This window comes from Novosphingobium meiothermophilum (genome assembly GCF_003171715.1).
Classification (GTDB): Bacteria; Pseudomonadota; Alphaproteobacteria; order Sphingomonadales; family Sphingomonadaceae; genus Novosphingobium; species Novosphingobium meiothermophilum.
Genome location: NZ_QGHL01000015.1, coordinates 25,854 through 48,526, shown reverse-complemented (window position 1 = coordinate 48,526; position 22,673 = coordinate 25,854). Strand labels below are relative to the sequence as shown.

Sequence of the window (22,673 nt, the reverse complement as noted above, 5' to 3'; positions counted from 1 at the left end):
GCGCCGCAATGGCGCGGAACGGGCGTTGCGGTCAACCCCGGCGCTTGGCGATCCGCCTGCCGACGATCAGGCCAACCACGCCAAGGGCGAACAGCGCGCCATCGGTCGGCTCCGGAACAGAAGTGCCCACGCCCTGTGCCGCAGCCGAAGAGATCGATGCCAGCAGGACAATCAGACAGGAAAGCGAACGCGGCAAGAGCAGTACGACCTTGAAAATGTTGACATCAAAGCCTTTGCCAGAACCGCCGATTCGGTAAAATCCCTCAGATCATGCGCTTGGCGTCCCGATGCGGGACTCAGGACCTTGCCGGCAGCCCTGCCGCGCGCAGCGCCGCGTGCGCCTGTGCGATGGAATAAGTGCCGAAATGGAAAATCGAGGCCGCCAGCACCGCGCTGGCATGACCCTTTGTCACCCCTTCGACCAGATGATCGAGCGTTCCCACACCGCCGCTGGCGATCACCGGCACCGGCACGGCATCGGCTATGGCGCGCGTGAGTTCAAGATCATAGCCTTCCCTCGTGCCGTCGCCATCCATCGAGGTGACAAGCAATTCGCCCGCACCCAGCGTGGCAAGGTTCACCGCATGGGCCAGCGCATCGATGCCGGTGGCCTTGCGTCCGCCGTGCGTGAATATCTCCCACTTGCCCGGCGCCACCCGGCGCGCATCGACCGAGCCGACCACGCATTGCGCGCCGAACTTCTCGGCAATGTCGCGCACCAGTTCTGGCCGGGCAACGGCGGCTGAATTGACCGCCACCTTGTCGGCCCCTGCCAGCAGCAGCGCGCGCGCATCTTCCACCGCGCGCACCCCGCCGCCAACCGTCAGCGGCATGAAGCAGACCTCGGCCGTGCGCGCGACAACATCCAGCAGCGTGCCGCGCCCTTCATGGCTGGCGGAAATGTCAAGAAAGCAAAGCTCGTCGGCCCCTGCCCGGTCATAGGCGCGGGCCTGCTCCACCGGATCGCCTGCATCGCGCAGGTCGACAAAGTTCACGCCCTTGACGACGCGCCCATCGGCCACATCAAGACAGGGGATAACCCGGACGCGAACGGTCATGTCAGGCCTCCGCTTTCACGCTTGTGCCATGGCGATTGCGGCCTTGAGGTCAAGCCTGCCTTCGAACAGCGCCCGCCCGGTAATCACTCCCTCGATCCCGTCGGCTTCGTGAATTTTCAGCATCCGGATATCGTCGATGCCCTTCACCCCGCCGCTGGCAATCACCGGAATGTCAACGCGGCGCGCAAGTTCGACGGTTGCGTCAAGGTTCACGCCCTTGAGCAGACCATCGCGTCCGATATCGGTGAACAGCAGGCTGGCCACCCCCGCATCCTCGAACCGGCGAGCCAGATCGACCACGGGAACATCGGAAACATCGGCCCAGCCTGCGGTTGCCACCATGCCATCGCGCGCATCCACCGCAACGACGATCCCGCCGGGGAATGCCTTTGCCATGTCCTTGACGAACTGGGGATCCTTGAGCGCCGCCGTTCCCATCACCACGCGGCTGACGCCAAGATCGAACCAGCCCTCAACCGCCTCGCGCGTGCGGATGCCGCCACCAAGCTGAACATGGCCATCGAACGCCTTCAGGATGCCTTCCACAGCTTCACGGTTTTCGGCGCGGCCCGCAAAAGAGCCGTCAAGATCGACGACATGGAGATACTGGCTCCCCGCCTCGCCAAACAGCGTGGCCTGATGCGCAGGATTGTCACCATAAACGGTGGCGCGGTCCATGTCGCCTTCGGCAAGGCGGACGACCTGGCCGCCCTTGAGGTCGATGGCGGGAAACACGATCATGGGCTTTAAGGCTTCCATTCCAGAAAACGGGCAAGCAGCGAAAGGCCATAGGATTGGCTCTTTTCCGGGTGGAACTGCACGCCAAGGATATTGTCACGCGCCACGGCCGCAACAATGCCGCCGCCGTGGTCGCTCATGGCTGCCACGTCCGCGCCCTGCTCGGTCACGAAGTGGTAGGAGTGGAGGAAATAGGCCTCGCCCGCATCAATCAGTTCCGCGCCGCCCTTGTGCGGCATGGGAGCAACATCGTTCCAGCCCATGTGCGGCACCTTGATCGTGGGGTCGGCGGGTTCGATCACCCGCACTTCGCCGCCGATCCAGCCCAGCCCTTGCGAAACGCCATGCTCAACGCCGCGATCGGCCAGAAGCTGCATTCCCACGCAAATGCCCAGAAACGGCGCGCCGCCCACCAGCACGCGCTCCTCCATCGCCTCGACCAGCCCCGCAACGCCGCGCAGCGCATCGATGCACGCCCGAAACGCGCCGACACCGGGCAGGACAATGCGGTCCGCCGCTCGCACCACGTTCGGATCGGCCGTGACCGACACTCCTTGCGCGCCTGCCGCCTTCAGCGCGTTGGCGACCGAGCGGAGATTGCCCGCGCCGTAATCGACCAGCGCGAGCGTTTCAGCCACCGAGAATGCCCTTGGTGGAGGGCACCGCGTCGGCCTTGCGCGGATCGATGGCGATGGCCGCGCGCACGGCGCGGGCAAAACCCTTGAAGATGCCTTCGATGATGTGGTGATTGTTTGATCCGTAAAGGCTTTCGATGTGCAGGGTGATGCCCGCAGCCTGACTGATCGACTGGAACCAGTGTTCGAAAAGTTCGGTGTCCATTTCACCCAGCCGGGGCTGCGTGAACGCCGCCTTCCAGACCAGCACGGGGCGCCCCGAAATGTCGAGGGCGACGCGGCACAGCGCCTCGTCCATCGGCGAATAGGTGTGGCCGTAGCGGGTGATGCCCTTTTTGTCGCCCAGAGCCTGCGCAATCGCCTGCCCCAGCGCGATGGCGCTGTCTTCGGTGGTGTGGTGCTGATCGACGTGCAGATCGCCCTTCACCCGGCATTCGATGTCGATCAGCGAATGGCGGCTGAACTGCTCGATCATGTGATCGAGAAATCCGATGCCGGTGTCCACCTTGTAGGTGCCGGTGCCATCGAGGTTGACCGACACGGCAATGTCGGTTTCCTCGGTCTTCCGCGTGATCGATCCGGTGCGCATGGGAAAGCGCCTATACGCCCCTTGCCCTGAGAATCAATCACCGTGCCCACTTGACCGGCGCGCGCCCGGAGGCCAGTTGTTGGGCCATGAGCGATGCACCCGACAGCCTGATCCCCTACGACGAAATCGTGCAGGAGGCGCTGCGCGCGGTCGTCGGCCGGGTTCTGGGCCAGGTCGAGGCCGCGGGCGGAATGCTGCCCGGCACCCACCACTTCTATATCACCTTCAAGACCGGCGCGCCCGGCGTGGACATTCCTCAGCGCCTGCGCGAACGTTTCCCCGACGAGATGACGATCGTCCTCCAGAACAAGTTCTGGGATCTGAAGGTGGAAGCCGACAGGTTCAGCGTGGGGCTCTCGTTCAACCAGATCCCGTCAACGCTGGTGATCCCGTTCGCGGCCATCACGGCCTTCGTGGATCCGGCGGTGGATTTTGGCCTCCAGTTCCAGGCCGTGATCGACCATGAGGCCGAACCGCCCGAACCGGCCGAGAACGATTCGCCCGATCAGGCCGGGAAACCGGTCGTCGAACGGGCCGATGATGGCTCGAACGTAGTCACCGTGGATTTCGGCAAGAAGAAGTAGGGCGGACCGTGGCCCCGCGGCGCAGCAAGACGAAAGGTGATGAGCGCGTCGACTCCGCCGCGCCCACGCCAGCAGGCGGCGAAGCGGCCAGCAAGGACGGAGCCGCACCAGAAGCCGCCAAGGCCACCCTTGCCGGGCTCGTGGCGGCCGATCTTGTTCTGCGGCTGGGCACCAGTCTCCTGAAACGCAGCGTCAACCAGAGGCTGGGAAGTGCCAAGCCGCTGACAAAGGGCACGTCAGGCGCACTCAAGGGGCGCGGTATCGTGCATACTCTCGTCGGAAAGGCGCTTGTCGGCGTAGCAACCCGGTCGGTCCCCGGCGCGATTGTGGTCGGGGGCGGCCTTCTCGCCAAGACGCTTTATGACCGGCGGCGCAAGAAGCAAAAGCTGCACTTGCCGGGTGCCGGTTCCGACGCAGGTCAGACCGGATAAGACCGATCCGCACTTGACCGCACCTTTCGCGTTGCGCCACTAGCGCGCATGGCATCCGACTCTTCTTCCGCCCAGACGCCCGGAACCGACACCCTGCAACGCCGGGGCTTGATGCTGATCCTGTCTTCGCCATCGGGCGCCGGCAAGACCACGATCGCACGCAAACTTCTGGCCGAGGATGCCGAAATCGCGCCTTCGGTTTCGGTAACAACGCGCCCGATCCGGCCCGGTGAAGTCCACGGGAAGGACTATTTCTTCGTCGATCAGGCCGAGTTCGACCGGCTGGTCGAGGACAATGCCTTCTACGAATGGGCAGTGGTTTTCGGCAACTCCTATGGCACGCCCAAGGCCCATATCCGCGAACGGCTGAAGGCGGGCGGGGATGTCCTGTTCGACATCGACTGGCAGGGCACCCAGCAGCTTTATCAGAAGGCGCAGGCCGACGTGGTGCGCGTTTTCATCCTGCCGCCCAGCCTTGAGGAACTGCAACGCCGCCTGACCGGGCGCGGGACCGACAGCGCCGAAGTCATCGCTGCGCGCATGGCCCGCGCCCAGGCGGAAATCAGTCACTGGGACGGCTACGATTACGTCGTCATCAACGACGAGGTTGAAAGCTGCTTTGCCAAAGTCCGCGAAATCCTCGCGGCCGAGCGCATGAAGCGCACCCGGCAGACCGGGCTTATCGATTTCGTGCGCGAACTGATGCGGGGGTAATCGCCCGATGGGGGCGTGCCCCGCGCAATCAGTGCCCGGTCGGATCGATCGCGTTTTCGGGAATCCATGCGTTGACGATGCCGCCATCGATAGGCAACGGCGTGCCGACGACGTAATCACCGGCACGGCTGGCAAGATAGATTGCGCCGCCCGCCATGTCTTCGATCGTGCCGATCCTCTTTGACGGGATGCCCTTTGCCGACTCTTCGGGCTTTTTCGCCGCAGCCTTGTTCATTTCCGAAGGAAACGCACCGGGACAAATGCAGCTTGCGACGATCCGGTCCTTGATAAGCCGCGCGGCCATGCGGCGCGTGAGATGAACCAGCGCCGATTTCGACGCCTGATAGCTGTAGGTTTCCCAAGGGTTCACGCGAAGACCATCGACCGAGGCGATGTTGATGACCTTGGCCGGCTGATCCGCGCTCGCCGCCGCCTTGAGCAGGCCATGAAGCTTCTGCGTGAGAAAGAACGGCGTCTTGACATTGAGGTCCATGACCTTGTCCCAGCCAATCTCCGGAAAGTCCTCGAAATCGGCGCCCCACGCAGCCCCGGCATTGTTCACCAGAATGTCGATCTTTTCCTCGCGGGCGGCCAGATCGGCGGCAAGCTGCTCGATCCCGGCAAGGTTCGAAATGTCGCCAGGCAGGGCAATGCAGCGCTCACCCAGCCGCGCTGCGGTCTCCTCGACCACAGCGGCCTTGCGCGCCGTGATGTAAACCCGCGCGCAGCCTGCCGCGATGAAGCCCTCGGCAATCATCTCGCCAATCCCGCGCGAACCGCCGGTAACAACCGCGATACGCCCTTCAAGGCTGAAAAGCTTGGTAAAATCCATGTCCCGTTCCCTTGCTGGCCGGTTGTTCCGGTCCGGGGTGTGCCATCGCCAGCACTAGATTGAAGCGCGCCCTCCCCCGGCGCCGCGGCAGCGGGGGAGAACCGCTTTTTCGATCAATAGCCGCTGAGCTGCGCCACGCGTTCGGCGTGATAGTATTGATCGCCCATGAACTCGGCCAGCGCACGGTCGCGCTTCATGTAAAGGCCGATGTCGTATTCATCGGTCATGCCCACGCCGCCATGCATCTGCACGCCTTCGCGCACGGCCAGATTGCACGCCTTCGAAGCCTTGGCCTTGGCGACCGAGGTCATGAGATCGGCTCTTTCCGAATTGCCATCAAGCAGTTGCTGCGCCTTGATGACGGCTGCTTCGGCAATCTCCAGTTCGGAATAGAGATGCGCCGCGCGATGCTGGAGCGCCTGAAACTCGCCGATCAGCTGGCCAAACTGCTTGCGCGTCTTGAGATAGGCGGTGGTAATGCCGAATGCGCCCTGACCGACCCCGGTCAGTTCGGCCGCGGCGCCAATGCGCCCTGCGCGCAGCACCTTGTTCAAAAGTTCGCGCCCGCCATCAACCTCACCGATCACGCAATCGCCATCCAGCTCGACATTATCGAACGTCACGTTGCTGGCCATTGCGCTGTCGACCAGACGCAGGTTTTCGTGAGAGAGGCCGGCGGCATCCTTCGGCACGGCGAACAGGGTAATGCCGTCAACGTCGCTGTCGCTGCCCGAAGTGCGCGCGGCCACGATGATGGCATCGGCCGATGCACCATGCACGACAAACGCCTTGCGTCCCTGAAGACGGAAGCCATTGCCTGCCCTTTCTGCCTTGCAGGCAATGCGTTCGGGACGGTGCTTGGGGCTTTCATCGACGGCCACGGCAAGCACGCTTTCGCCCGCGATCACGCCCGGAAGCCAGCGGCCGCGCAGATCATCCGATCCGCCCGAAAGCGCGGTAACACCCATGACCGAGGTCGTCAGGAACGGCGAAGGCGTGAGATTGCGCCCGATTTCCTTGAGCACGATCCCGGCCTCGACATGGCCCATCGCCATCCCGCCATCGGCCTCGCTGGCGAGCATTCCGGTAAGGCCCATTTCGGCAAACTGCTTCCACAAGGCATGGCCGAAGCCATCCTGACAGTTCATGTCGCGGAAATGGCGCAACTGCTTCTTGATCGCGCCTTCATCGGCCATGAAGCCGGTGACGGTCTCGGCCAGCATGGCCTGATCTTCGGTGTGGTAAAGCGGCATGGATTATGCTCCACCTAACTTGATTTGATCCAAGAACATATCCACTACCGAAGATATGTGTGCGATTGAGTATTCATTAACGATCTCTTCGCCTGAATAATTTCCTTTTTCGGCCAATCCCTTCGCTAAGCTTCTGATTTTTTCGAGGGAAGCACTCGGATCATTTGACTGCGCAACAAATGTAGCCGTTAATGCAAGCAAAACTTTTCTTAACGCAGCCTCTTTCAGCCGATCTTCGTCCTCTTCGCTGAGGAAAATCTCAGACATCGATCAGGCCCCCGGCAGTTCGAGAATGCGTTTGGAAATGACGTTGAGCATGACCTCGCTGGTGCCCCCCTCGATCGAGTTGGCCTTGGTGCGCAGCCACGAACGCGCGGGCGTGCCGCCATTGGTGCGCTCGCTCTCCCATTCCAGCGCAGTCGCGCCGCCCGCTGCCATCAGTAGTTCGTGGCGCCGCTTGTTCAGTTCGGTCCCGGCATACTTCATCATGTTGGGCTGCGCGGGATGGGCCTTGCCCACCTTGGCTTCATCAAGGAACTTCTCGCCCATGCAGGCATAGGCCAACGCGTCGACATCGAACATCGCCAGTTCCGCCCGCAGGATGGGATCCTCCAGCCCGTGCGCCCCTGCATTGCGGGCCGCCACTGCGCCGATGGCATTGAGGCGGTCGCCCCCGCCCGCGCCCGAAATCATCTCGCGCTCGTGGCCGAGCAGATACTTGGCCACGTCCCAGCCGCGGTTCACCTCGCCCACGATCTGGTTCTTGGGCACCACCACATTGTCGAAAAAGGTTTCGCAGAACGGAGAATTGCCGCTGATGAGCTTGATCGGGCGAGTCGTGACGCCGGGCGTTGTCATGTCGAACAGCAGAAAGCTGATGCCCTGATACTTGTTCGTCTTGTCAGTCCGCACAAGGCAGAAGATCCAGTCCGCCTTGTCGGCATAGGATGTCCAGATCTTCTGGCCGTTGACCACCCAGTGATCGCCCTTGTCTTCACCGAAGGTCTGCAAGCTGACGAGGTCCGAACCCGAACCCGGCTCGGAATAGCCCTGACACCAGCGGATTTCCCCGCGGGCGATCTGGTTCAGGTAGTGGGCCTTCTGCTCCTCGGTGCCGAACTTGAGCAGCGCGGGGCCAAGCATCCAGATGCCGAAGCTGGAGAGCGGTGGGCGCGCCCCGATGCGCGCGCACTCCTCGCGCCAGACCTTGGCCTCGGCCGGAGACATGCCTGCACCGCCATAGGGCTTGGGCCAATCGGGCACGGTGTAGCCCTTGGCCACGCAGCGTTCGAGCCAGATCTTCTGGGCTTCGTTCTTGAACCGGAAATTGCGCCCGCCCCAGCACACATCGGCCTCGTCTCGGACCGGTTCGCGCATTTCGGCAGGACAGTTTTCTTCAAGCCACGCGCGGATTTCGGCGCGGAAGGCATCAAGGTCGGACATGTCTGTGCTCCTCTCTTAATCGCAAGGTTAAAGCGAGTCGCACGCCGCTGGCAAGCGTGGATTTTCGGCAGCTTTCCTGCGCTTTGGGGCAAGCCAAGCATGCCGTAGCGTCAAGCGCATCGGCATTGACGCATGACCTTTCGCGCCTAAGCTGACGCAAACGTAAAACGATATGACAAGCGCTGGAGAGAGGGATGCGATTCAACGGCAAGACGGTCGTCGTGACCGGTGCGGCATCGGGAATCGGGCGCGCCACCGCGCTGGCATTCGCCGTCGAAGGGGCCATCGTCTATGCGGCCGATATCGACGAGGCGGGCCTTGCCGAAACCGCGGCGGCCTCGAACGGCACGATCCGGACCGCCCGCTGCGATGTGACCCGAACCGAGGACATCAAGGCATTGATGGACCGCGCCGCAGCCGAAACTGGCGGGATCGACAGCGTGTTCAACAATGCGGGCGCAGGCGGTGACCGCGCGCCCATCGACGAGATCGAACCTGACGGCTGGGACCGCACGATGGACCTGCTGCTGCGTTCGGTGGCCTTCGGCATCCGCTATGCCGTGCCGCACATGATCGGGCGCAAGGGCGCCTCGTTCGTCAACACGTCGAGCGTCGCCGCGATCGGGCCGGGCTATTCGCCCACGGCCTATGCCGTTGCCAAGGCGGGCGTGCTGCACCTGACCAAGGTGGCAGCCGCTGATCTTGCCAGGCACCAGATCAGGGTGAACGCCGTGCAGCCCGGCTTCATCAACACCAATATCTTCACGCGCGCGCTGAATATGCCCGAAGCGCTGGAAGCGCAGGCCAAGGCTGCCATCGCCATGATGTCTGCGCAGGCTCAGCCCGTGGCGCGCGGCGGACAGGCCGATGACATCGCGCAGGCCGTCCTGTTCCTCGCCAGCGAGGCCGCGGGCTTTGTTACGGGCACATCGCTGCTGGTCGATGGGGGCATCACGCTTGGTCCCCGGCACAGCTGGGATCCCGAAACGCCCGGCCTGTTCGAAGCGCTGGAGCAGATGGCCGAGGGTGCGAAGGCCGAATGACAATGGCCGGACCGACCACCTCCGCCCGTGCCATTGCGGCACCGGCCATCCCGGTTGCCGGACGCGTGCCCACTCGTCTTGCCTTGTTCAACGGTCTGGGCAGCGTCGCCTATGGCGTAAAGGACAGCGGTTTTGCCACCTTTCTGCTGCTGTTCTATAATCAGGTGCTGGGCATGGACGCGCGGCTCGTCAGCCTTGCCCTGCTGATCGCGCTGGTTTTCGATGGGCTGATCGATCCGGTCGTCGGCCATTTCAGCGACCGCACCCGCACCGCATGGGGGCGGCGTCTGCCATTTCTCTACCTCGCCCCGATTCCGCTGGCTCTGGCATGGGCATTCCTGTGGTCTCCGGTGGGAGAGCCGAGCTTTGCCGTGCTGCTGTTCTCGGCAATCCTCGTGCGAGCGCTGGTGGCCATGTGCGAAGTGCCATCGGCGGCGCTGATCCCCGAAATCACCCGCGATTACGATCAGCGCACCCGGCTGACGCGGTTCCGCTTCCTGTTTTCCTGGGGCGGCGGATTGCTGATGCTGCTGTTGGCCTATGGCGTGTTCCTGCCCAATGCCATGCTGGCGCGCGAAGGCTACCGCAATTTCGGGCTGTTCGGAGCTGGACTTATGGCACTTTGCGTGCTGGCTTCAGCCATCGGCCAGCACCGGTGGGTGGCCGGATCGCCGCCCGAACAGGCCGGTCCGCGCAAGAGCGCTCTCGCCTCGCTCGGCGAAATCCGCGAAAGCTTTGCCCATCCCGCCTGCCTCATCGTGATGGGCGCAATTGCCGCTGCCCTCACGGCACAGGGCATCACCTTTGCGCTGTCCAATTACCTCTATCTCTATGTGTGGAAGTTCACGCCCACCGCACTCAAGGCCTTTCCGTTCCTGCTGTTCGCGAGCGTGGTGGGGGCATCGCTGCTGGTCGGGCGCGCACAGAAGCGCTGGGGCAAGGCGGGGACGGTGATGCGCATGGTGCCGCTGGGCATGGTGTTCTGGGCAGGTCCGCTGCTGCTGCGCTGGCTGGGCTTGTGGGCGCCGGATGGCACCACCCCCGCACTTGCCGCCATGTTCGCCTGCACGCTCACTTCGAACACCTTCACCGTGACCGGAACCATGACGCTCTGGTCAATGGTGGCCGATGTAGTCGAAGCCTCGGAAGAGGAAACCGGGCGGCGATCCGAAGGAACGCTTTCGGCAGGCGCATTTCTTGCCAGCAAGTGCGCCGGCGGTATGGGCGTGTTCATTTCGGGCCTGCTGCTGAGTTTTGCCGGCCTTGGAGCCAACACGCCGCCTGCCGATGTCCTGCCCGATGTGACCTATCGGCTGAGCCTTGCCTATGTGGCCTGCATAGCCACGCTTGCCACGCTGACGGCGCTGATCGTCCGGCGCTTCCCGATCGATCGCGCAGCACACGAGGCGCGGCTGGCGCGGCTCGATTCGGTGGCGCGGGCCGATCCGGATGCGTCGGGGCTGCATCCCTGACGGTGTCCGGCGGAAGGCAGGGGATTCGGAGCAGGAATGCGGCTTGCCGCCCCCCGCGCCATGCGCCAGATCAACGACACCGCTTAACCGATCACTTAATTTTCACTTGAATTAACCGCCTGCCCGTTGAACACTGCCGGGCATCAGAGGAGAGGCTCATGGATTTCGAACCGACCGACCGCCAGAAATACTGGCGCGACCGCGTCCGCCAGTTCATCGAAGACAACGTCCGCCCCCGCCACGGCGAATACAAGGCCGAAAAAGCCGCAGGCGATCCTTGGAAGGTGCTCCAGACGGTCGAGCAGGAGAAGGCCAAGGCCAAGGCCGCGGGCATCTGGAACCTGTTCATGCCCCCGCGCAATGCCGGGCACCACCACGTGGAAGAGAGCTTCGTGTTCGAGGGGCCGGGCCTTACCAACCTTGAATATGCGCTCTGCGCCGAGGAAATGGGCCGCATCGGCTGGGCGAGCGAGGTCTTCAACTGCTCGGCCCCCGATACCGGCAACATGGAAGTGTTCCATCGCTATGGCACGCTGGAACAGAAGGAACAGTGGCTGCGCCCGCTGATGAACGGCGAGATCCGCTCGGCTTTCCTGATGACCGAACCGGCGGTCGCCTCGTCCGATGCGACCAACATCGAAACCTCGATCCGCCGCGAGGGTGACGAATACGTCATCAACGGGCGCAAGTGGTGGTCATCTGGCGTGGGCGATCCGCGCTGCAAGATCGCCATCGTCATGGGCAAGACAGATTTCGAGGCCAAGCGCCACCAGCAGCAGTCGATGATCCTCATGCCGCTCGATGCTCCGGGCGTGGAGGTGGTGCGCCATCTGCCGGTATTCGGCTATGACGATGCGCCCCACGGCCACATGGAAGTGGTGATGAAGGACGTGCGTGTGCCCGCATCCAATATCCTGCTGGGCGAAGGGCGCGGCTTCGAAATCGCGCAAGGACGCCTTGGGCCGGGCCGCATCCACCACTGCATGCGCACCATTGGCGTTGCCGAGGAAGCCATCGCCAAGATGGCAAAGCGCCTGCAATCGCGCGTGGCCTTCGGCAAGCGGGTGGCCGATCATTCGATCTGGGAATGGCGCATTGCCCAGGCCCGCATCGATATCGAGATGACCCGCCTGCTCTGCCTCAAGGCCGCCGACATGATGGACAAGGTGGGCAACAAGTCCGCCGCGCTCGAAATCGCCATGATCAAGGTCCAGGCCCCGCGCATGGCGCTGAAGATCATCGACGATGCCATTCAGGCCCATGGCGGCGGCGGTGTTTCGGAAGACTTCGGCCTTGCCGAAGCCTATGCCCACCAGCGCACGCTGCGGCTGGCCGATGGTCCGGACGAGGTGCACGCACGCGCCATCGCACGCATCGAGTTTGCCCGCCATGCCGATATGCCCAGCGATGACCGCAGCTTCAGTTCCGGCGATCTTGGCGTGGCTCGATAATCGGCACGAAAGGGAGAGTATCGCATGAAAGCTGCCGTCCTTGTCGAACCGGGCAAGCCGCTTGAGATTCACGATCTCACCGTCTCGGCCCCCGGCCCGCATGAAGTGCTGATCCGCACGGCCGCCTGCGGCCTTTGCCATTCGGACCTGCATTTCATCGAAGGCGCCTATCCCCACCCGCTGCCTGCCGTGCCGGGGCATGAAGCGGCCGGGATCGTCGAGGCCGTCGGCGCGGAAGTGCGCACGGTCAAGCCGGGAGATGCAGTCGTCACCTGCCTTTCGGCCTTCTGCGGACACTGCGAGTTCTGCGTTACCGGGCGCATGTCGCTCTGCCTTGGCGGCGACACGCGACGCGGCGCCGGACAACCACCGCGCCTCACGCGCACGGATGATGGCAGCACCGTCAACCAGATGCTCAACCTTTCGGCCTTTGCGCAGCAGATGCTGGTCCATGAACATGCCTGCGTGGCGATCAACCCGGACATGCCGCTCGACAGGGCGGCAGTGATCGGCTGCGCGGTGACGACCGGCGCGGGCGCAGTGTTCAATGCCGCCAAGCTAACCCCCGGCGAGACGGTATGCGTGGTGGGCTGCGGCGGAGTGGGCCTTGCCACGGTAAATGCCGCAAAGATTGCAGGCGCAGGGCGGATCATCGCGGTCGATCCCATGCCCGAAAAGCGCGAGCTTGCCAGAAAGCTTGGCGCGACCGACGTCGTGGATGCAGGGCCTGATGCCGCCGCGCAAATCGTGGAAATGACGAAGGGCGGCGTGCATCATGCGATCGAGGCGGTCGGACGTCCGGCTTCGGGCGACCTTGCCGTGGCCACCCTGCGGCGCGGCGGCACCGCCACGATCCTCGGCATGATGCCGCTGAACCACAAGGTCGGCCTTTCAGCCATGGACCTGCTTTCGGACAAGAAGGTGCAAGGCGCGATCATGGGCCGCAACCACTTCCCGGTGGACCTGCCGCGGCTTGTCGACTTCTACATGCGCGGGCTGCTCGATCTCGATACGATCATTGCCGAGCGCATCCCGCTGTCTGCCATCAATGACGGGTTCGAGAAGATGAAGCAGGGCCATTCCGCCCGTTCGGTGATCGTGTTCGATCAATGACCGAGGCAGCACCGATCGACGCACAGGCCGCCTTTACCGGCACGGTCACGCCCGAAGGCACTGACCGGCTGGACGAGGCAAGTCTTACCCGCTGGTTCGAGGCAAATGTCGAGGGCTTTGAGGGACCACTTGCCGTGGCCAAGTTCAAGGGCGGGCAATCGAACCCCACCTACCGGATCGACAGTCCTTCCGGCCCTTATGTCCTGCGCCGCAAGCCCTTTGGCAAGCTGCTGCCTTCGGCCCATGCGGTTGACCGGGAATACCGGGTGCAGGCGGGGCTTCACGCCGCCGGTTTTCCGGTGGCGCGCCAGTATGGCCTATGCACCGATGATGGCGTGATCGGATCGTGGTTCTATGTCATGGACTGCGTCAACGGCCGCACGATCTGGGACGGGGCCATGCCCGGCGCGACGCCCGATTTCCGGCGTGCCACGTATCACGCCATGGTCGATACGCTGGCCGCGCTGCATTCGGTCGATGTCGAGGCCGCGGGCCTTGCCGACTTCGGCAAACCAGGCAACTATTTCGGCCGACAGGTTGACCGCTGGACCAAGCAGTATCGCCTATCGGAAACCGAGACGATGCCTGAAATGGAGCGGCTGATCGAATGGCTGCCCGCAACGCTGCCCGAACAGACGCGCACCAGCATCGTCCACGGCGATTACCGCATCGACAACATGATCTTCGCCCCCGATGCTCCGCGCGTTGCCGCCGTGCTTGACTGGGAACTGTCCACGCTGGGCGATCCCCTGGCCGATTTCACCTATTTCTGCACGGCATGGGTGCAGGATAATGGCGGCAGATCGGGCGTGCAGGATCTTGACCGCAAGGCACTGGGCATCCCCGAACTGGATGAAGTGGTGGCCCGCTACTGCGAAAAGACGGGGCGCGACGGTCTGCCCGATCTCGACTGGTATATCGGCTACAACTTCTTCCGGCTTGCCGCGATCATCCAGGGCATCAAGAAGCGCGTTATCGACGGCACCGCATCAAGCGCCCATGCCAAGGCCATGTCGGAAAGAGTAAGGCCGCTGGCCGAACTGGCCATGCGCTTTGCGGCAAAGGCAGGGGCCTGACCGGCGCAAGGCATGACCGCGGGGCGCAGGCTGAAGGTCTATTTCGATGGCGGCTGCCGTCCCAATCCCGGCCCGATAGAAGTCTGCGCGGTGGTGCGCGGCGTGGCCCGCTTCCGCACTGATCTGGGCTGCGGAACCAATGGCGATGCCGAATGGCTTGCCCTGATCCACGCGCTGGAATGCGCGCAGGAAAGCACGGCGCAGCCCTTCGATCTGATCGGAGACAGCCGCTCGATCATCGCGCAGGCAACGGGCAACGCCAAACCGCGCACGGCGGTGGACCGCGCGCATCTGGCCCGGTTCAAGCGCCTTGCCGAACGCCAGCCGCCAGCGCGCATCCGCTGGATCAGGCGCGCGCAAAACCTTGCCGGTATTGCGCTGAACGCGCGGCACGCACGATAGAGGCAGGAAGGCCCCCCAAAACGCCGGGCTTCGGGGGCCTTCTTCCGATGGAACAGTGCCGAAGTCAGGCCGCTTCGGCCTTGCGCCCTTCCCGTTCCTGATTGAGCGCTTCGGCCAGAAGGAAGGCCAGCTCGATGGACTGTGCCGCGTTGAGGCGCGGATCGCAGTGCGTGTGATACCGGTCAGCCAGCCCTTCCTGCGTGATTGCCACGGCACCGCCGGTGCACTCGGTCACGTCGCGGCCGGTCATCTCGATGTGGATGCCGCCAGCGTGCGTTCCCTCGGCACGGTGAACGGCGAAGAAGCCCTTCACTTCCGAAAGGATGCGGTCGAACGGGCGGGTCTTGTAGCCGTTGTCGGCCTTGATGACATTCCCGTGCATCGGATCGCACGACCACACCACCGGATGGCCTTCACGCTGCACCGCGCGCACCAGCGGGGCCAGCCCGGCCTCGACCTTGTCGTGACCGAAGCGGCTGATGAGCGTGATACGGCCCGCCTCGCGCGCCGGGTTCAGCGTGTCGAGCATCCTGAGCAGCGCATCGGACGAAAGCGAAGGCCCGCACTTCATGCCGATGGGGTTCTGCACCCCGCGCAGGTATTCAACGTGTGCCGATCCTTCAAAGCGGGTGCGATCACCGATCCAGAGCATGTGGGCGCTGGTGTCATACCAGTCGCCGGTCAGCGAATCCTGCCGGGTCATCGCTTCTTCATAGGGCAGCAGAAGCGCCTCGTGGCTGGTGTAGAAGCTGGTGCCCTGAAGCTGCGGGACAGTGCGCGGATCGACGCCGCAGGCTTCCATGAAGTCCAGCGCCTCGCCGATCTTGTCGGCCATCTCGGCAAACTTCGCGGCCCACGGGCTCTTGCCGATATGGTCCAGCGTCCACTGGTGCACCTGCCGCAGATTGGCATAGCCGCCGGTCGAGAATGCCCGCAGCAGGTTCAGCGTGGCCGCCGCCTGGCTGTAGGCGCGCAGCATCCGCTCAGGATCGGGAATGCGCGCTTCGGGCGTGAACTCGATGCCGTTGATGTTGTCGCCCAGATAGCTGGGAAGCTCGACATCACCGACCTTTTCCACCGGCGAGGAGCGCGGCTTGGCGAACTGCCCTGCCATGCGGCCTACCTTCACCACCGGCTGCTTGCTGGCAAAAGTCAGCACCACCGCCATCTGGAGCAGCACGCGGAAAGTGTCGCGGATGTTATTGGGATGAAACTCGGCAAAGCTTTCGGCACAGTCTCCGCCCTGAAGCAGGAAACCCTTGCCCGCCGCCACCTGCGCGAGGTCGGCCTTGAGCGCACGCGCCTCGCCGGCAAAGACCAGTGGCGGAAAGCTCGACAGGGTCTTCTCGACCTCGTTCAGCTTTTCGGCGTCAGGATAGGTCGGCAGATGCCGTCCTTCAAACCCGCGCCACGAATCCGCAGTCCAGTTCTGTGCCACTTTGCCTCTTCCTTTCAAGAGGCGGCCCCATACCCCTCGCGCGCCGGAAATGCAAAGCAAGCCTTGCGATCACGGGAATCGGTTTTTCCCATCATTGCGCCAAGGCAGGCGCGAAGTGCTGCCGTTTACCTTCGAATAGGCCCGCTCCGGACAGTTTAGCGGCCATCTGATAGGCATTGCTTTACCTTTGGCCAGTATTCGCCACTGTTGGAATGGCTTGTCTGGCGCGCCTTTTCGCAGGTCTTCTGCGCAACCGATCGGGTAACATCCTGCCTCTGGCAGCGATGGCCATCTTTGCGGTGGCCGCGCTGATCGGCGGCGCCGTCGATATCAGCCGCGCCTGGCGCACGCACACGCGCCTCCAGGCAGCCTGCGATGCCGGGGTGCTGGCCGGACGCCGCGCCGTAACCAACAAGGGTTACGACAAGAATGCCGACGACGAGGCAAAGAGCTACTTCGCCGCGAACTTCGTCGAAGAGATCTACGGATCGCGCGACACCACTTTCAGCGCCAGCTCCGCCGACAAGGGCGAGACGATCGACGGCATCGCCACCACCCGCCTGCCCCCGCTGCTGATGCAGCTGTTCGGCTACGGCGCGATGGACATCGTCACGCGGTGCACCGCTTCGATGCAGATCGGCAACAGCGACGTGATGATGGTGCTCGACACCACCGGATCGATGGACTGGATTCTGCAAGGCAACCAGACCCGGATGCAGGCGCTGCGCGCCTCGATGAAAAGCTTCTACGATACCGTTGAAACCGCCGTTTCGGGCACCAACGCGCGCGTGCGCTATGGTTTCGTGCCCTATAGCTCGTCGGTGAACGTCGGGCATCTGCTCATCAATCTCAATCCTGATTACGTGGTCGATAACTGGACGATCCAGTCACGCATTCCGATCTACCGCAACCAGACCGTGACCACCGGCTACCAGGCGCCGACCGCCGGAGCGCCGACAACGACGATGAGCCCCGTCACGTGGTCGGGCTGGACCAACCATTCGGGCACCTCGTTCGGCACGCTTGCCATGTGCAATGCGACGCTTCCTGCCGATACGGCCTGGACCAACAGCGGTCCTGCCACCACCACGACCACCACCACGATCAACGGCGCCGGCCAGCAGGTCACGACCACGACGACGACCCAGCCGCAGACGATGATCGACTATCAGTGCAACGGCATTTTGCTGCTTTTCAACCAGCAGCGCCGCACCGGATCGCGCAACCTCATCACCACGGTGGTTTCCACCGCCAATCCGATCCAGACGACAATCCAGGTTTTCGATCGCTGGGAATACCGGCCAGTCACCTACAACACCAGCCGTTACAAGCTCTTCGAGGACGTGACCACCAATACCGGCGACAATGGCGCCGCGGTCACTTCGCGCTGGCAGGGCTGCATCGAAGAGCGCCAGACCGAAAAGGCCGATGCCTATTCGTGGTCTTCGATCACCGGTTTCACCCCTTCAGGCGCGCTCGATCTTGACATCGACAACGCACCCGACGGATCGCAGGCAACCAAATGGGCGCCCATGTGGCCCGAAGTTGCCTATATCCGCACTTACGTGTGGAACGGCACGACCTACATGGACCCCAACACGCCCACCGCCAACGGCCAGCGGGCGGCATCGTTCTGTCCATCGCGCGCGCGGCTGCTGGCGCCGATGAGCAAGGCCGATTTCTATGCCTATGCCGATGGCCTGAAGCCCGAAGGGGCAACCTATCACGATATCGGGCTGGTCTGGGGTGGGCGGATGATGTCGCCCGATGGCATGTGGCGCGACAATGTGCGCGCCGTGCCGACGAACCGGGGCGAAGTTTCACGTCACATCATCTTCATGACCGATGGCGAGATGGCGCCCAACTTCTCGATCCAGTCATCGTGGGGCATCGAATACCATGACCGCCGCGTGACCAACGATGGCGTAACCAACCAGGCCGCACGGCACAATTCGCGCTTCCTTGCCATCTGCGAGGCGGTCAAGGCAAAGGGCATCCGTCTGTGGGTGATCGCCTTTGCGCAGGCCATGACTCAGCCTCTGGCCACGTGCGCATCCTCCAACAGTGCCTTCACGGCCAGCAACGCCAGCCAGCTTGAGGCTGCTTTCCAGTCAATCGCCAAGCAGGTGGGCCAACTGCGGGTGGTGCAATGATGCGCCTGCTTCGCCCGCTTGCCGCCGACCGGGAAGGCGCAACCATTGTCGAGTTCGCCATCGTGCTGCCGATGTTCCTGCTGCTGCTGCTGGGGATCATGGATGTGGGGCAGATGGTCTATGGCAAATCCGTGCTGTCGGGCGCGGTGCGCCGCGCCGCGCGCGAATCCGCGCTGGAAACGCGCACCATTTCCGGCGCCGATGCGCGCGTTCTGGACGCCATCAGGCCCGTTCTGCCGGGTGTGACCATCGAGACTTCGCGCACCAGCTATGTCGATTTCTCGGACGTGGGCCGCGCGGAAAAGTGGAACGATGCCAACGGCAACGGCCGCTGCGACAACAACGAGATCTACACTGACGAGAACCGCAACGGCCAGTGGGACGAGGAGATGGGCAGAAAAGGCAGCGAAGGCGGCGGCAGCGACGTTGTGGTCTATTCCGTCACTGCCCGCTTCAAGCCGGTGTTCAAGGTGCCGTTCCTGCCACAACGCTGGAACGAGCGCACCCTTACCTCAACGGCCGTGACCAAGAACGAAGCCTTTGCCGATCAGCTTGGCTATGGATCGAGCGCAGGGAGCTGTCCATGAAACCACAGGCGGCACTTCCTCAACGCAAGCCTGCCCGCCGGATGCTGCGCCGCCTGCGCCGCGACCGCAGCGGCGTTTCGGTGATCGAGTTCGCGCTTGTCCTGCCGCTGTTCGTTACCCTTGGCATGTATGGCGCCGAGATCGCGTGGATGAACGTGGCCGCGATGCAGGCCAGCCAGGTGGCCGTGGCCCTTGCCGATAACGCATCGCGCATTGCCCAGACCGACAATACCAGCGTGACCCCAACGATAAGCGCGGCCGATGTCAATTCGGTGCTGACCGGCGCCCTGCTTGAAGGCAGCGACATCGGCATCGACCAGCAGGGCCGGGTGATCCTTTCCAGCGTGGAAGTCCATCCCGTGACCGGGAAGCAATACATCCACTGGCAGCAGTGCAAGGGGCCGGTGAAAAAGAACTCCCTGCTCGGCAACCCTGATCCGACCGGCCTTCTCAACACGGCGGTCAGCAGCGGGGTGAAGATCGGCAAGGCAACCGTCAAGGCGCCCAAGGACACGGCGATGATCGTCGCCGAAGTCTGGTTCAACTACAAGGGACTGTTCGGCGATCTCTTCGTGCAGCCGTTCATGATGCACGAACAGGCCGCCGTCATCGTGCGCGATAATCGTAACACGACAGTGGGCCTTGTCGGCAGCCCGACCAGCAACAGCTGCTCATAACCGCCGCAAAGGTCAGCGCGCCGCACTTTCCGGGACGACCTGCAAGCGCCAGCTCTTTTCCCGCACAAGATACTTCTGCGCAAGCGCCTGCATCCGTTCGGGCGTGGTCTGGCTGTAGTCGTTGAGGATGGTCCGGATCGCCGCGATCTTGCGCGGATCGTTGGCCGCCCCTTCGAGCTGATACATGTAGAAGCCGTTGCCGGTGCTGGCGCGGGTGATGAGCTGTTTCAGCGGCTCGGTCACGCGGCCGATCTCGTCGGCCGTCGGCGGCTTGGCGGCAAGGTCTGCGGCAATGGCATCAACCGCGCTGAAGAACGTGCCGAAATCGCCGGGCCGCAATTGCACCATGGCCGAAAGATAACCGCCCGTCGGCAGATCGAGCGGCCAGCTCGATCCCACTTGCGGGGCATAGCTTGCGCCCACTTTCTCGCGCATCGCATCGAACAGGCGGTTGTTGAAGATCTGTGCGAGGATTTCGAGCTGGCGGCTTTCACGCACACCGGCCTGCCCGCCCCCCGTGGGCCATGCCACCACGGCAGCCGCCTGCGAAGGGTCGCCCCGATGGGTCAGCACCATCGGCTTTTCGTTGTGCGCGGGGATCGCAGGCATGAGGGTGGACGGCGGGGCATCCGGGCGCCGGGGCAGAGCGCCAAATGTGCGCTCAAGCGCGGCGATGGCATCCTCGCGCGTGAAGTCGCCGAACATGTCGATCTCGATCGGCCCTTGCGCCAGCAGCGGCTCCCAGACCTTGCGGAAGCCTTCGGGGCTGACCGTATCGAGCTGGGCGGGTGTGGGGGTGGCATAGCGGGGATCGCCCCCGCGCAGGAGCGCCGTGAGATCACGGTTCAGCACGGACATCGGGGCCGAGTTGTAGCTTTCGTATTGCAGCTTCGCTGCTGCCCTTGCCCGCAGCACCGGGTTCGCGTCCCAGCGCGGCATGGCCAGCTTGGCCGCCATGAGATAGAGCTGGTCCTCCATGTCCGCCGGGCGCGTATCGGCAGAGAGCACGAAGGCAGTATCATCGATATCGAAATCGAGGCTCAGCTTGCGTCCGGTGGCAAGCCGGTCAAGATCGTCGCGGCCCAGATCGCCAATGCCGCTGTCCATCAGCGCCACCCGCCCGATCGAGGCATAAACCGCATCTTCGGGGCGAATGGCGGAAAAGCCGCCGCCAAAGCGGGCCTTCACGATGATCCGGCCCGGCTCCGCATCGTTGGGCCACAGCAGCACCTTGACGCCATTTGCCAGTTCAATCTGCTCGATGCCTAGCAGGCCCAGCGGCCGCGCGCTTTCAACCGCGCCCGGCTTGCCGACCGGCGGCAGATCGGAAAACTTGATGATGTTCGCTGCCACGCGGCTGCCCGATGCCGCATCGACCGGCATGGTGAGCGCTGCCTTCAGTGCTGCCTCGTCGGCCTCTCCCGCGACCGGGGTTATCAGCATCGGGCGGATCACGGTGCCCTGAAACAGGGCGCGTGTGTGTTCAAGCACGGCTTCCGGCCGGAACAGCGGGATCGAGCGCCGGAAGATATCATAGACCGTATCCGGGCTGGCCACGGTTTCGCGAATGTCCACCGCATTCACGATGTCATCCGCCGATTTCGATCCGGAGATGGTCGATTGCGTTTCGACGCCAACCTTGAAGGCCACCTCGAACTCGGCCACCTCGCGGTCTATCTCCTCCTGCGAGGGCGGCGTTGCCAGCGCATCGGCAATGACGGCACGCACATCGGCAACCGCGCTCTTCCAGTCCTCGCCCAGAGGCGTGACCGAAACCATGGTTGCATCGGCCGAACGCGAAAGCTGCTGCTTCAGTTCGTCGACCGAGGCGGCAAGATAGCTTCCACCCGCCCGTGCGCGCCCTTCAAGCCGCCGGTTGATGAGCGCCAGCGCCAGCCGGTCGATCATCAGGCCCTGATTATAGACGATGGTATCGTCCACCTTCTTCCACGGCCGCAGGATCGCCCAGTTGACAAGGCGCGGCAGGTCAGGCTCGACCAGAACCATGGCTTCGGCCACCGGGTTTGCCGGATCGGTTCCGGGAGGGGCGACAGGCTTTCCGAAATCGGGCTGGGCAGGTTTGCGCCCCGCCGCCTTCCACGTCCCGAACCATTGTTCGATGCGCTTTACCAGCGCTTCGGGTTCGGCATCGCCCGCCACCACGATCACGGTATTGTCGGGGCGATACCATTTCCTGTGAAACGCGCGGACCTTGGCGGCATTGGCCGCTTCGAGCGTTTCCACCGTGCCGATCGGATTGCGCGAGGCCAGCAGCTGCCCCTTGAAGAAAAGATCGCGCGTTTCATCCAGCACGCGCGATTGCGCGCTCTTGCGCTCCCGCATTTCGGCCAGCACGATCGGAACTTCGGTTCTCACCCCGTGATCGGTGATGACGGGCGCCATGATCATGCCGGAAAGGAGGCGGAACGTCTCGTCCAGCTTCGCTGCCGAGGCCTGCGGAATGTCCAGCTTGTAAACCGTCTGGGTCGGGCTGGTCTCGGCATTGGTATCGCTGCCGAAGGTCGCGCCAAGGCGCTGCCAGGTCGGTATTGTCTCGCCCTCGCGCAGATACTTCGATTCGCGGAAGGTCAGATGCTCAAGCAGGTGAGCATAGCCGCGCTGATCTTCGGTTTCGTACATCGACCCGGCATCGACCAGCACCCGCACCGAAACCTGTTCGGGCGGAACCCCATTGCGCCGCACCGCATAGCGCAGGCCGTTGGGCAGCACCCCGAAGGTCCATGCCTTGTCCTGCGGCACGTCCGAACCCTGATACAGCCACGGAACATCGGCCCTCTTCTGCGCGGCGGCGGGCGGACTGTCCTGCCTGCCCTGCGCCAGGGTGGGAACGGTCGTGACCAGCAGGAGGGACAGGAACAGGCCAAGGCGCGGCGTGCGCTTCATACGGGATCGCATGGGCGGACTATAAGAGCGCTTGCGATGAAGGACCAGTGAATAGACCTGTCATCGACCCCGCACCTTTG

General features: G+C 63.6%; 23 protein-coding genes. 12 read left to right on the top strand and 11 right to left on the bottom strand.

Annotated features, from left to right (window positions below; genetic code table 11):
- Positions 1–31: 31 nt before the first annotated feature.
- The 5 genes from DKM43_RS13275 to hisB all read right to left on the bottom strand — a co-directional run bounded on the left by DKM43_RS13275 (position 32) and on the right by hisB (position 3,020).
- The gene (locus DKM43_RS13275; protein ID WP_161554093.1) at positions 32–196 is read right to left on the bottom strand and encodes a PEP-CTERM sorting domain-containing protein; all 165 of its coding nucleotides are present in this window, start codon (positions 194–196) and stop codon (positions 32–34) included.
- A 100-nt stretch (positions 197–296) separates the two neighbouring features.
- Entirely contained in the window at positions 297–1,058 is a 762-nt protein-coding gene (gene hisF, locus DKM43_RS13270; protein WP_109798981.1) for an imidazole glycerol phosphate synthase subunit HisF, read from the bottom strand.
- A gap of 15 nt (positions 1,059–1,073) precedes the next feature.
- A complete protein-coding gene (gene hisA, locus DKM43_RS13265; RefSeq protein ID WP_109798980.1) occupies positions 1,074–1,799 on the bottom strand; it encodes a 1-(5-phosphoribosyl)-5-[(5-phosphoribosylamino)methylideneamino]imidazole-4-carboxamide isomerase in 726 nt (241 codons plus the stop codon).
- Positions 1,800–1,804: 5 nt separating this feature from the next.
- The gene (hisH, locus tag DKM43_RS13260; RefSeq protein WP_109798979.1) at positions 1,805–2,434 is read right to left on the bottom strand and encodes an imidazole glycerol phosphate synthase subunit HisH; all 630 of its coding nucleotides are present in this window, start codon (positions 2,432–2,434) and stop codon (positions 1,805–1,807) included.
- Positions 2,427–3,020: an imidazoleglycerol-phosphate dehydratase HisB gene (gene hisB, locus DKM43_RS13255; RefSeq protein ID WP_109798978.1), complete on the bottom strand. Its 594-nt coding sequence runs from the start codon at positions 3,018–3,020 to the stop codon at positions 2,427–2,429. The genes hisH and hisB overlap by 8 nt, the downstream gene beginning before the upstream one ends.
- Before the next feature lie 86 nt (positions 3,021–3,106).
- Between hisB and DKM43_RS13250 the strand changes: the two genes are divergently transcribed.
- The 3 genes from DKM43_RS13250 to gmk are packed head-to-tail and all read left to right on the top strand — an operon-like array spanning position 3,107 to position 4,749.
- Positions 3,107–3,604: an SspB family protein gene (locus tag DKM43_RS13250; RefSeq protein ID WP_109798977.1), complete on the top strand. Its 498-nt coding sequence runs from the start codon at positions 3,107–3,109 to the stop codon at positions 3,602–3,604.
- An 8-nt stretch (positions 3,605–3,612) separates the two neighbouring features.
- The gene (locus DKM43_RS13245) at positions 3,613–4,035 is read left to right on the top strand and encodes a hypothetical protein (RefSeq protein ID WP_109798976.1); all 423 of its coding nucleotides are present in this window, start codon (positions 3,613–3,615) and stop codon (positions 4,033–4,035) included.
- A gap of 48 nt (positions 4,036–4,083) precedes the next feature.
- Entirely contained in the window at positions 4,084–4,749 is a 666-nt protein-coding gene (gene gmk, locus DKM43_RS13240; RefSeq protein WP_109798975.1) for a guanylate kinase, read from the top strand.
- A 28-nt stretch (positions 4,750–4,777) separates the two neighbouring features.
- Here the strand turns inward: gmk and DKM43_RS13235 are convergent, their stop codons facing one another.
- From DKM43_RS13235 to DKM43_RS13220, 4 genes are all read right to left on the bottom strand, one after another.
- Entirely contained in the window at positions 4,778–5,581 is an 804-nt protein-coding gene (locus tag DKM43_RS13235; protein WP_109798974.1) for an SDR family oxidoreductase, read from the bottom strand.
- Between the two features lie 113 nt (positions 5,582–5,694).
- On the bottom strand, positions 5,695–6,834 hold the full coding sequence (locus DKM43_RS13230) for an acyl-CoA dehydrogenase family protein (protein WP_109798973.1): 1,140 nt from the start codon (positions 6,832–6,834) through the stop codon (positions 5,695–5,697).
- Positions 6,835–6,837: 3 nt separating this feature from the next.
- Positions 6,838–7,101, bottom strand: coding sequence for a hypothetical protein (locus DKM43_RS13225; RefSeq protein ID WP_109798972.1), 264 nt, complete (start codon positions 7,099–7,101; stop codon positions 6,838–6,840).
- Positions 7,102–7,104: 3 nt separating this feature from the next.
- Complete coding sequence (locus DKM43_RS13220; protein WP_109798971.1) at positions 7,105–8,277, bottom strand: acyl-CoA dehydrogenase family protein; 1,173 nt, start codon at positions 8,275–8,277, stop codon at positions 7,105–7,107.
- A 194-nt stretch (positions 8,278–8,471) separates the two neighbouring features.
- On the opposite strand from DKM43_RS13220, the gene DKM43_RS13215 reads away from it, so the two are divergent.
- From DKM43_RS13215 to DKM43_RS13190, 6 genes are all read left to right on the top strand, one after another.
- Positions 8,472–9,320 (top strand): SDR family NAD(P)-dependent oxidoreductase, encoded by an 849-nt coding sequence (locus DKM43_RS13215; RefSeq protein ID WP_109798970.1) that lies wholly within the window; start codon positions 8,472–8,474, stop codon positions 9,318–9,320.
- Between the two features lie 2 nt (positions 9,321–9,322).
- On the top strand, positions 9,323–10,792 hold the full coding sequence (locus DKM43_RS13210) for an MFS transporter (protein ID WP_161554092.1): 1,470 nt from the start codon (positions 9,323–9,325) through the stop codon (positions 10,790–10,792).
- Between the two features lie 158 nt (positions 10,793–10,950).
- Positions 10,951–12,243: an acyl-CoA dehydrogenase family protein gene (locus DKM43_RS13205; protein ID WP_109798968.1), complete on the top strand. Its 1,293-nt coding sequence runs from the start codon at positions 10,951–10,953 to the stop codon at positions 12,241–12,243.
- 24 nt (positions 12,244–12,267) lie between these two features.
- Positions 12,268–13,356, top strand: a complete 1,089-nt coding sequence (locus DKM43_RS13200) for a Zn-dependent alcohol dehydrogenase (RefSeq protein WP_109798967.1) — start codon at positions 12,268–12,270, stop codon at positions 13,354–13,356.
- Positions 13,353–14,432, top strand: coding sequence for a phosphotransferase family protein (locus tag DKM43_RS13195; protein ID WP_109798966.1), 1,080 nt, complete (start codon positions 13,353–13,355; stop codon positions 14,430–14,432). The genes DKM43_RS13200 and DKM43_RS13195 overlap by 4 nt, the downstream gene beginning before the upstream one ends.
- A 12-nt stretch (positions 14,433–14,444) precedes the next feature.
- Positions 14,445–14,834, top strand: coding sequence for a ribonuclease HI (locus tag DKM43_RS13190; RefSeq protein WP_109798965.1), 390 nt, complete (start codon positions 14,445–14,447; stop codon positions 14,832–14,834).
- A gap of 64 nt (positions 14,835–14,898) precedes the next feature.
- Here the strand turns inward: DKM43_RS13190 and DKM43_RS13185 are convergent, their stop codons facing one another.
- Entirely contained in the window at positions 14,899–16,272 is a 1,374-nt protein-coding gene (locus tag DKM43_RS13185) for a class II 3-deoxy-7-phosphoheptulonate synthase (RefSeq protein WP_109798964.1), read from the bottom strand.
- Between the two features lie 212 nt (positions 16,273–16,484).
- Between DKM43_RS13185 and DKM43_RS13180 the strand changes: the two genes are divergently transcribed.
- The 3 genes from DKM43_RS13180 to DKM43_RS13170 are packed head-to-tail and all read left to right on the top strand — an operon-like array spanning position 16,485 to position 19,689.
- Positions 16,485–18,425 carry a Tad domain-containing protein gene (locus tag DKM43_RS13180; RefSeq protein WP_109798963.1) on the top strand — a complete coding sequence of 647 codons (1,941 nt, stop codon included), beginning with the start codon at positions 16,485–16,487 and terminating at the stop codon, positions 18,423–18,425.
- Positions 18,422–19,012: a TadE/TadG family type IV pilus assembly protein gene (locus DKM43_RS13175; RefSeq protein ID WP_236632583.1), complete on the top strand. Its 591-nt coding sequence runs from the start codon at positions 18,422–18,424 to the stop codon at positions 19,010–19,012. The genes DKM43_RS13180 and DKM43_RS13175 overlap by 4 nt, the downstream gene beginning before the upstream one ends.
- A complete protein-coding gene (locus tag DKM43_RS13170; protein ID WP_145960525.1) occupies positions 19,009–19,689 on the top strand; it encodes a TadE/TadG family type IV pilus assembly protein in 681 nt (226 codons plus the stop codon). The genes DKM43_RS13175 and DKM43_RS13170 overlap by 4 nt, the downstream gene beginning before the upstream one ends.
- A gap of 12 nt (positions 19,690–19,701) precedes the next feature.
- On the opposite strand, the gene DKM43_RS13165 is transcribed toward DKM43_RS13170, so the two are convergent.
- Positions 19,702–22,593, bottom strand: coding sequence for a M16 family metallopeptidase (locus tag DKM43_RS13165; protein ID WP_236632582.1), 2,892 nt, complete (start codon positions 22,591–22,593; stop codon positions 19,702–19,704).
- Positions 22,594–22,673: the final 80 nt, after the last annotated feature.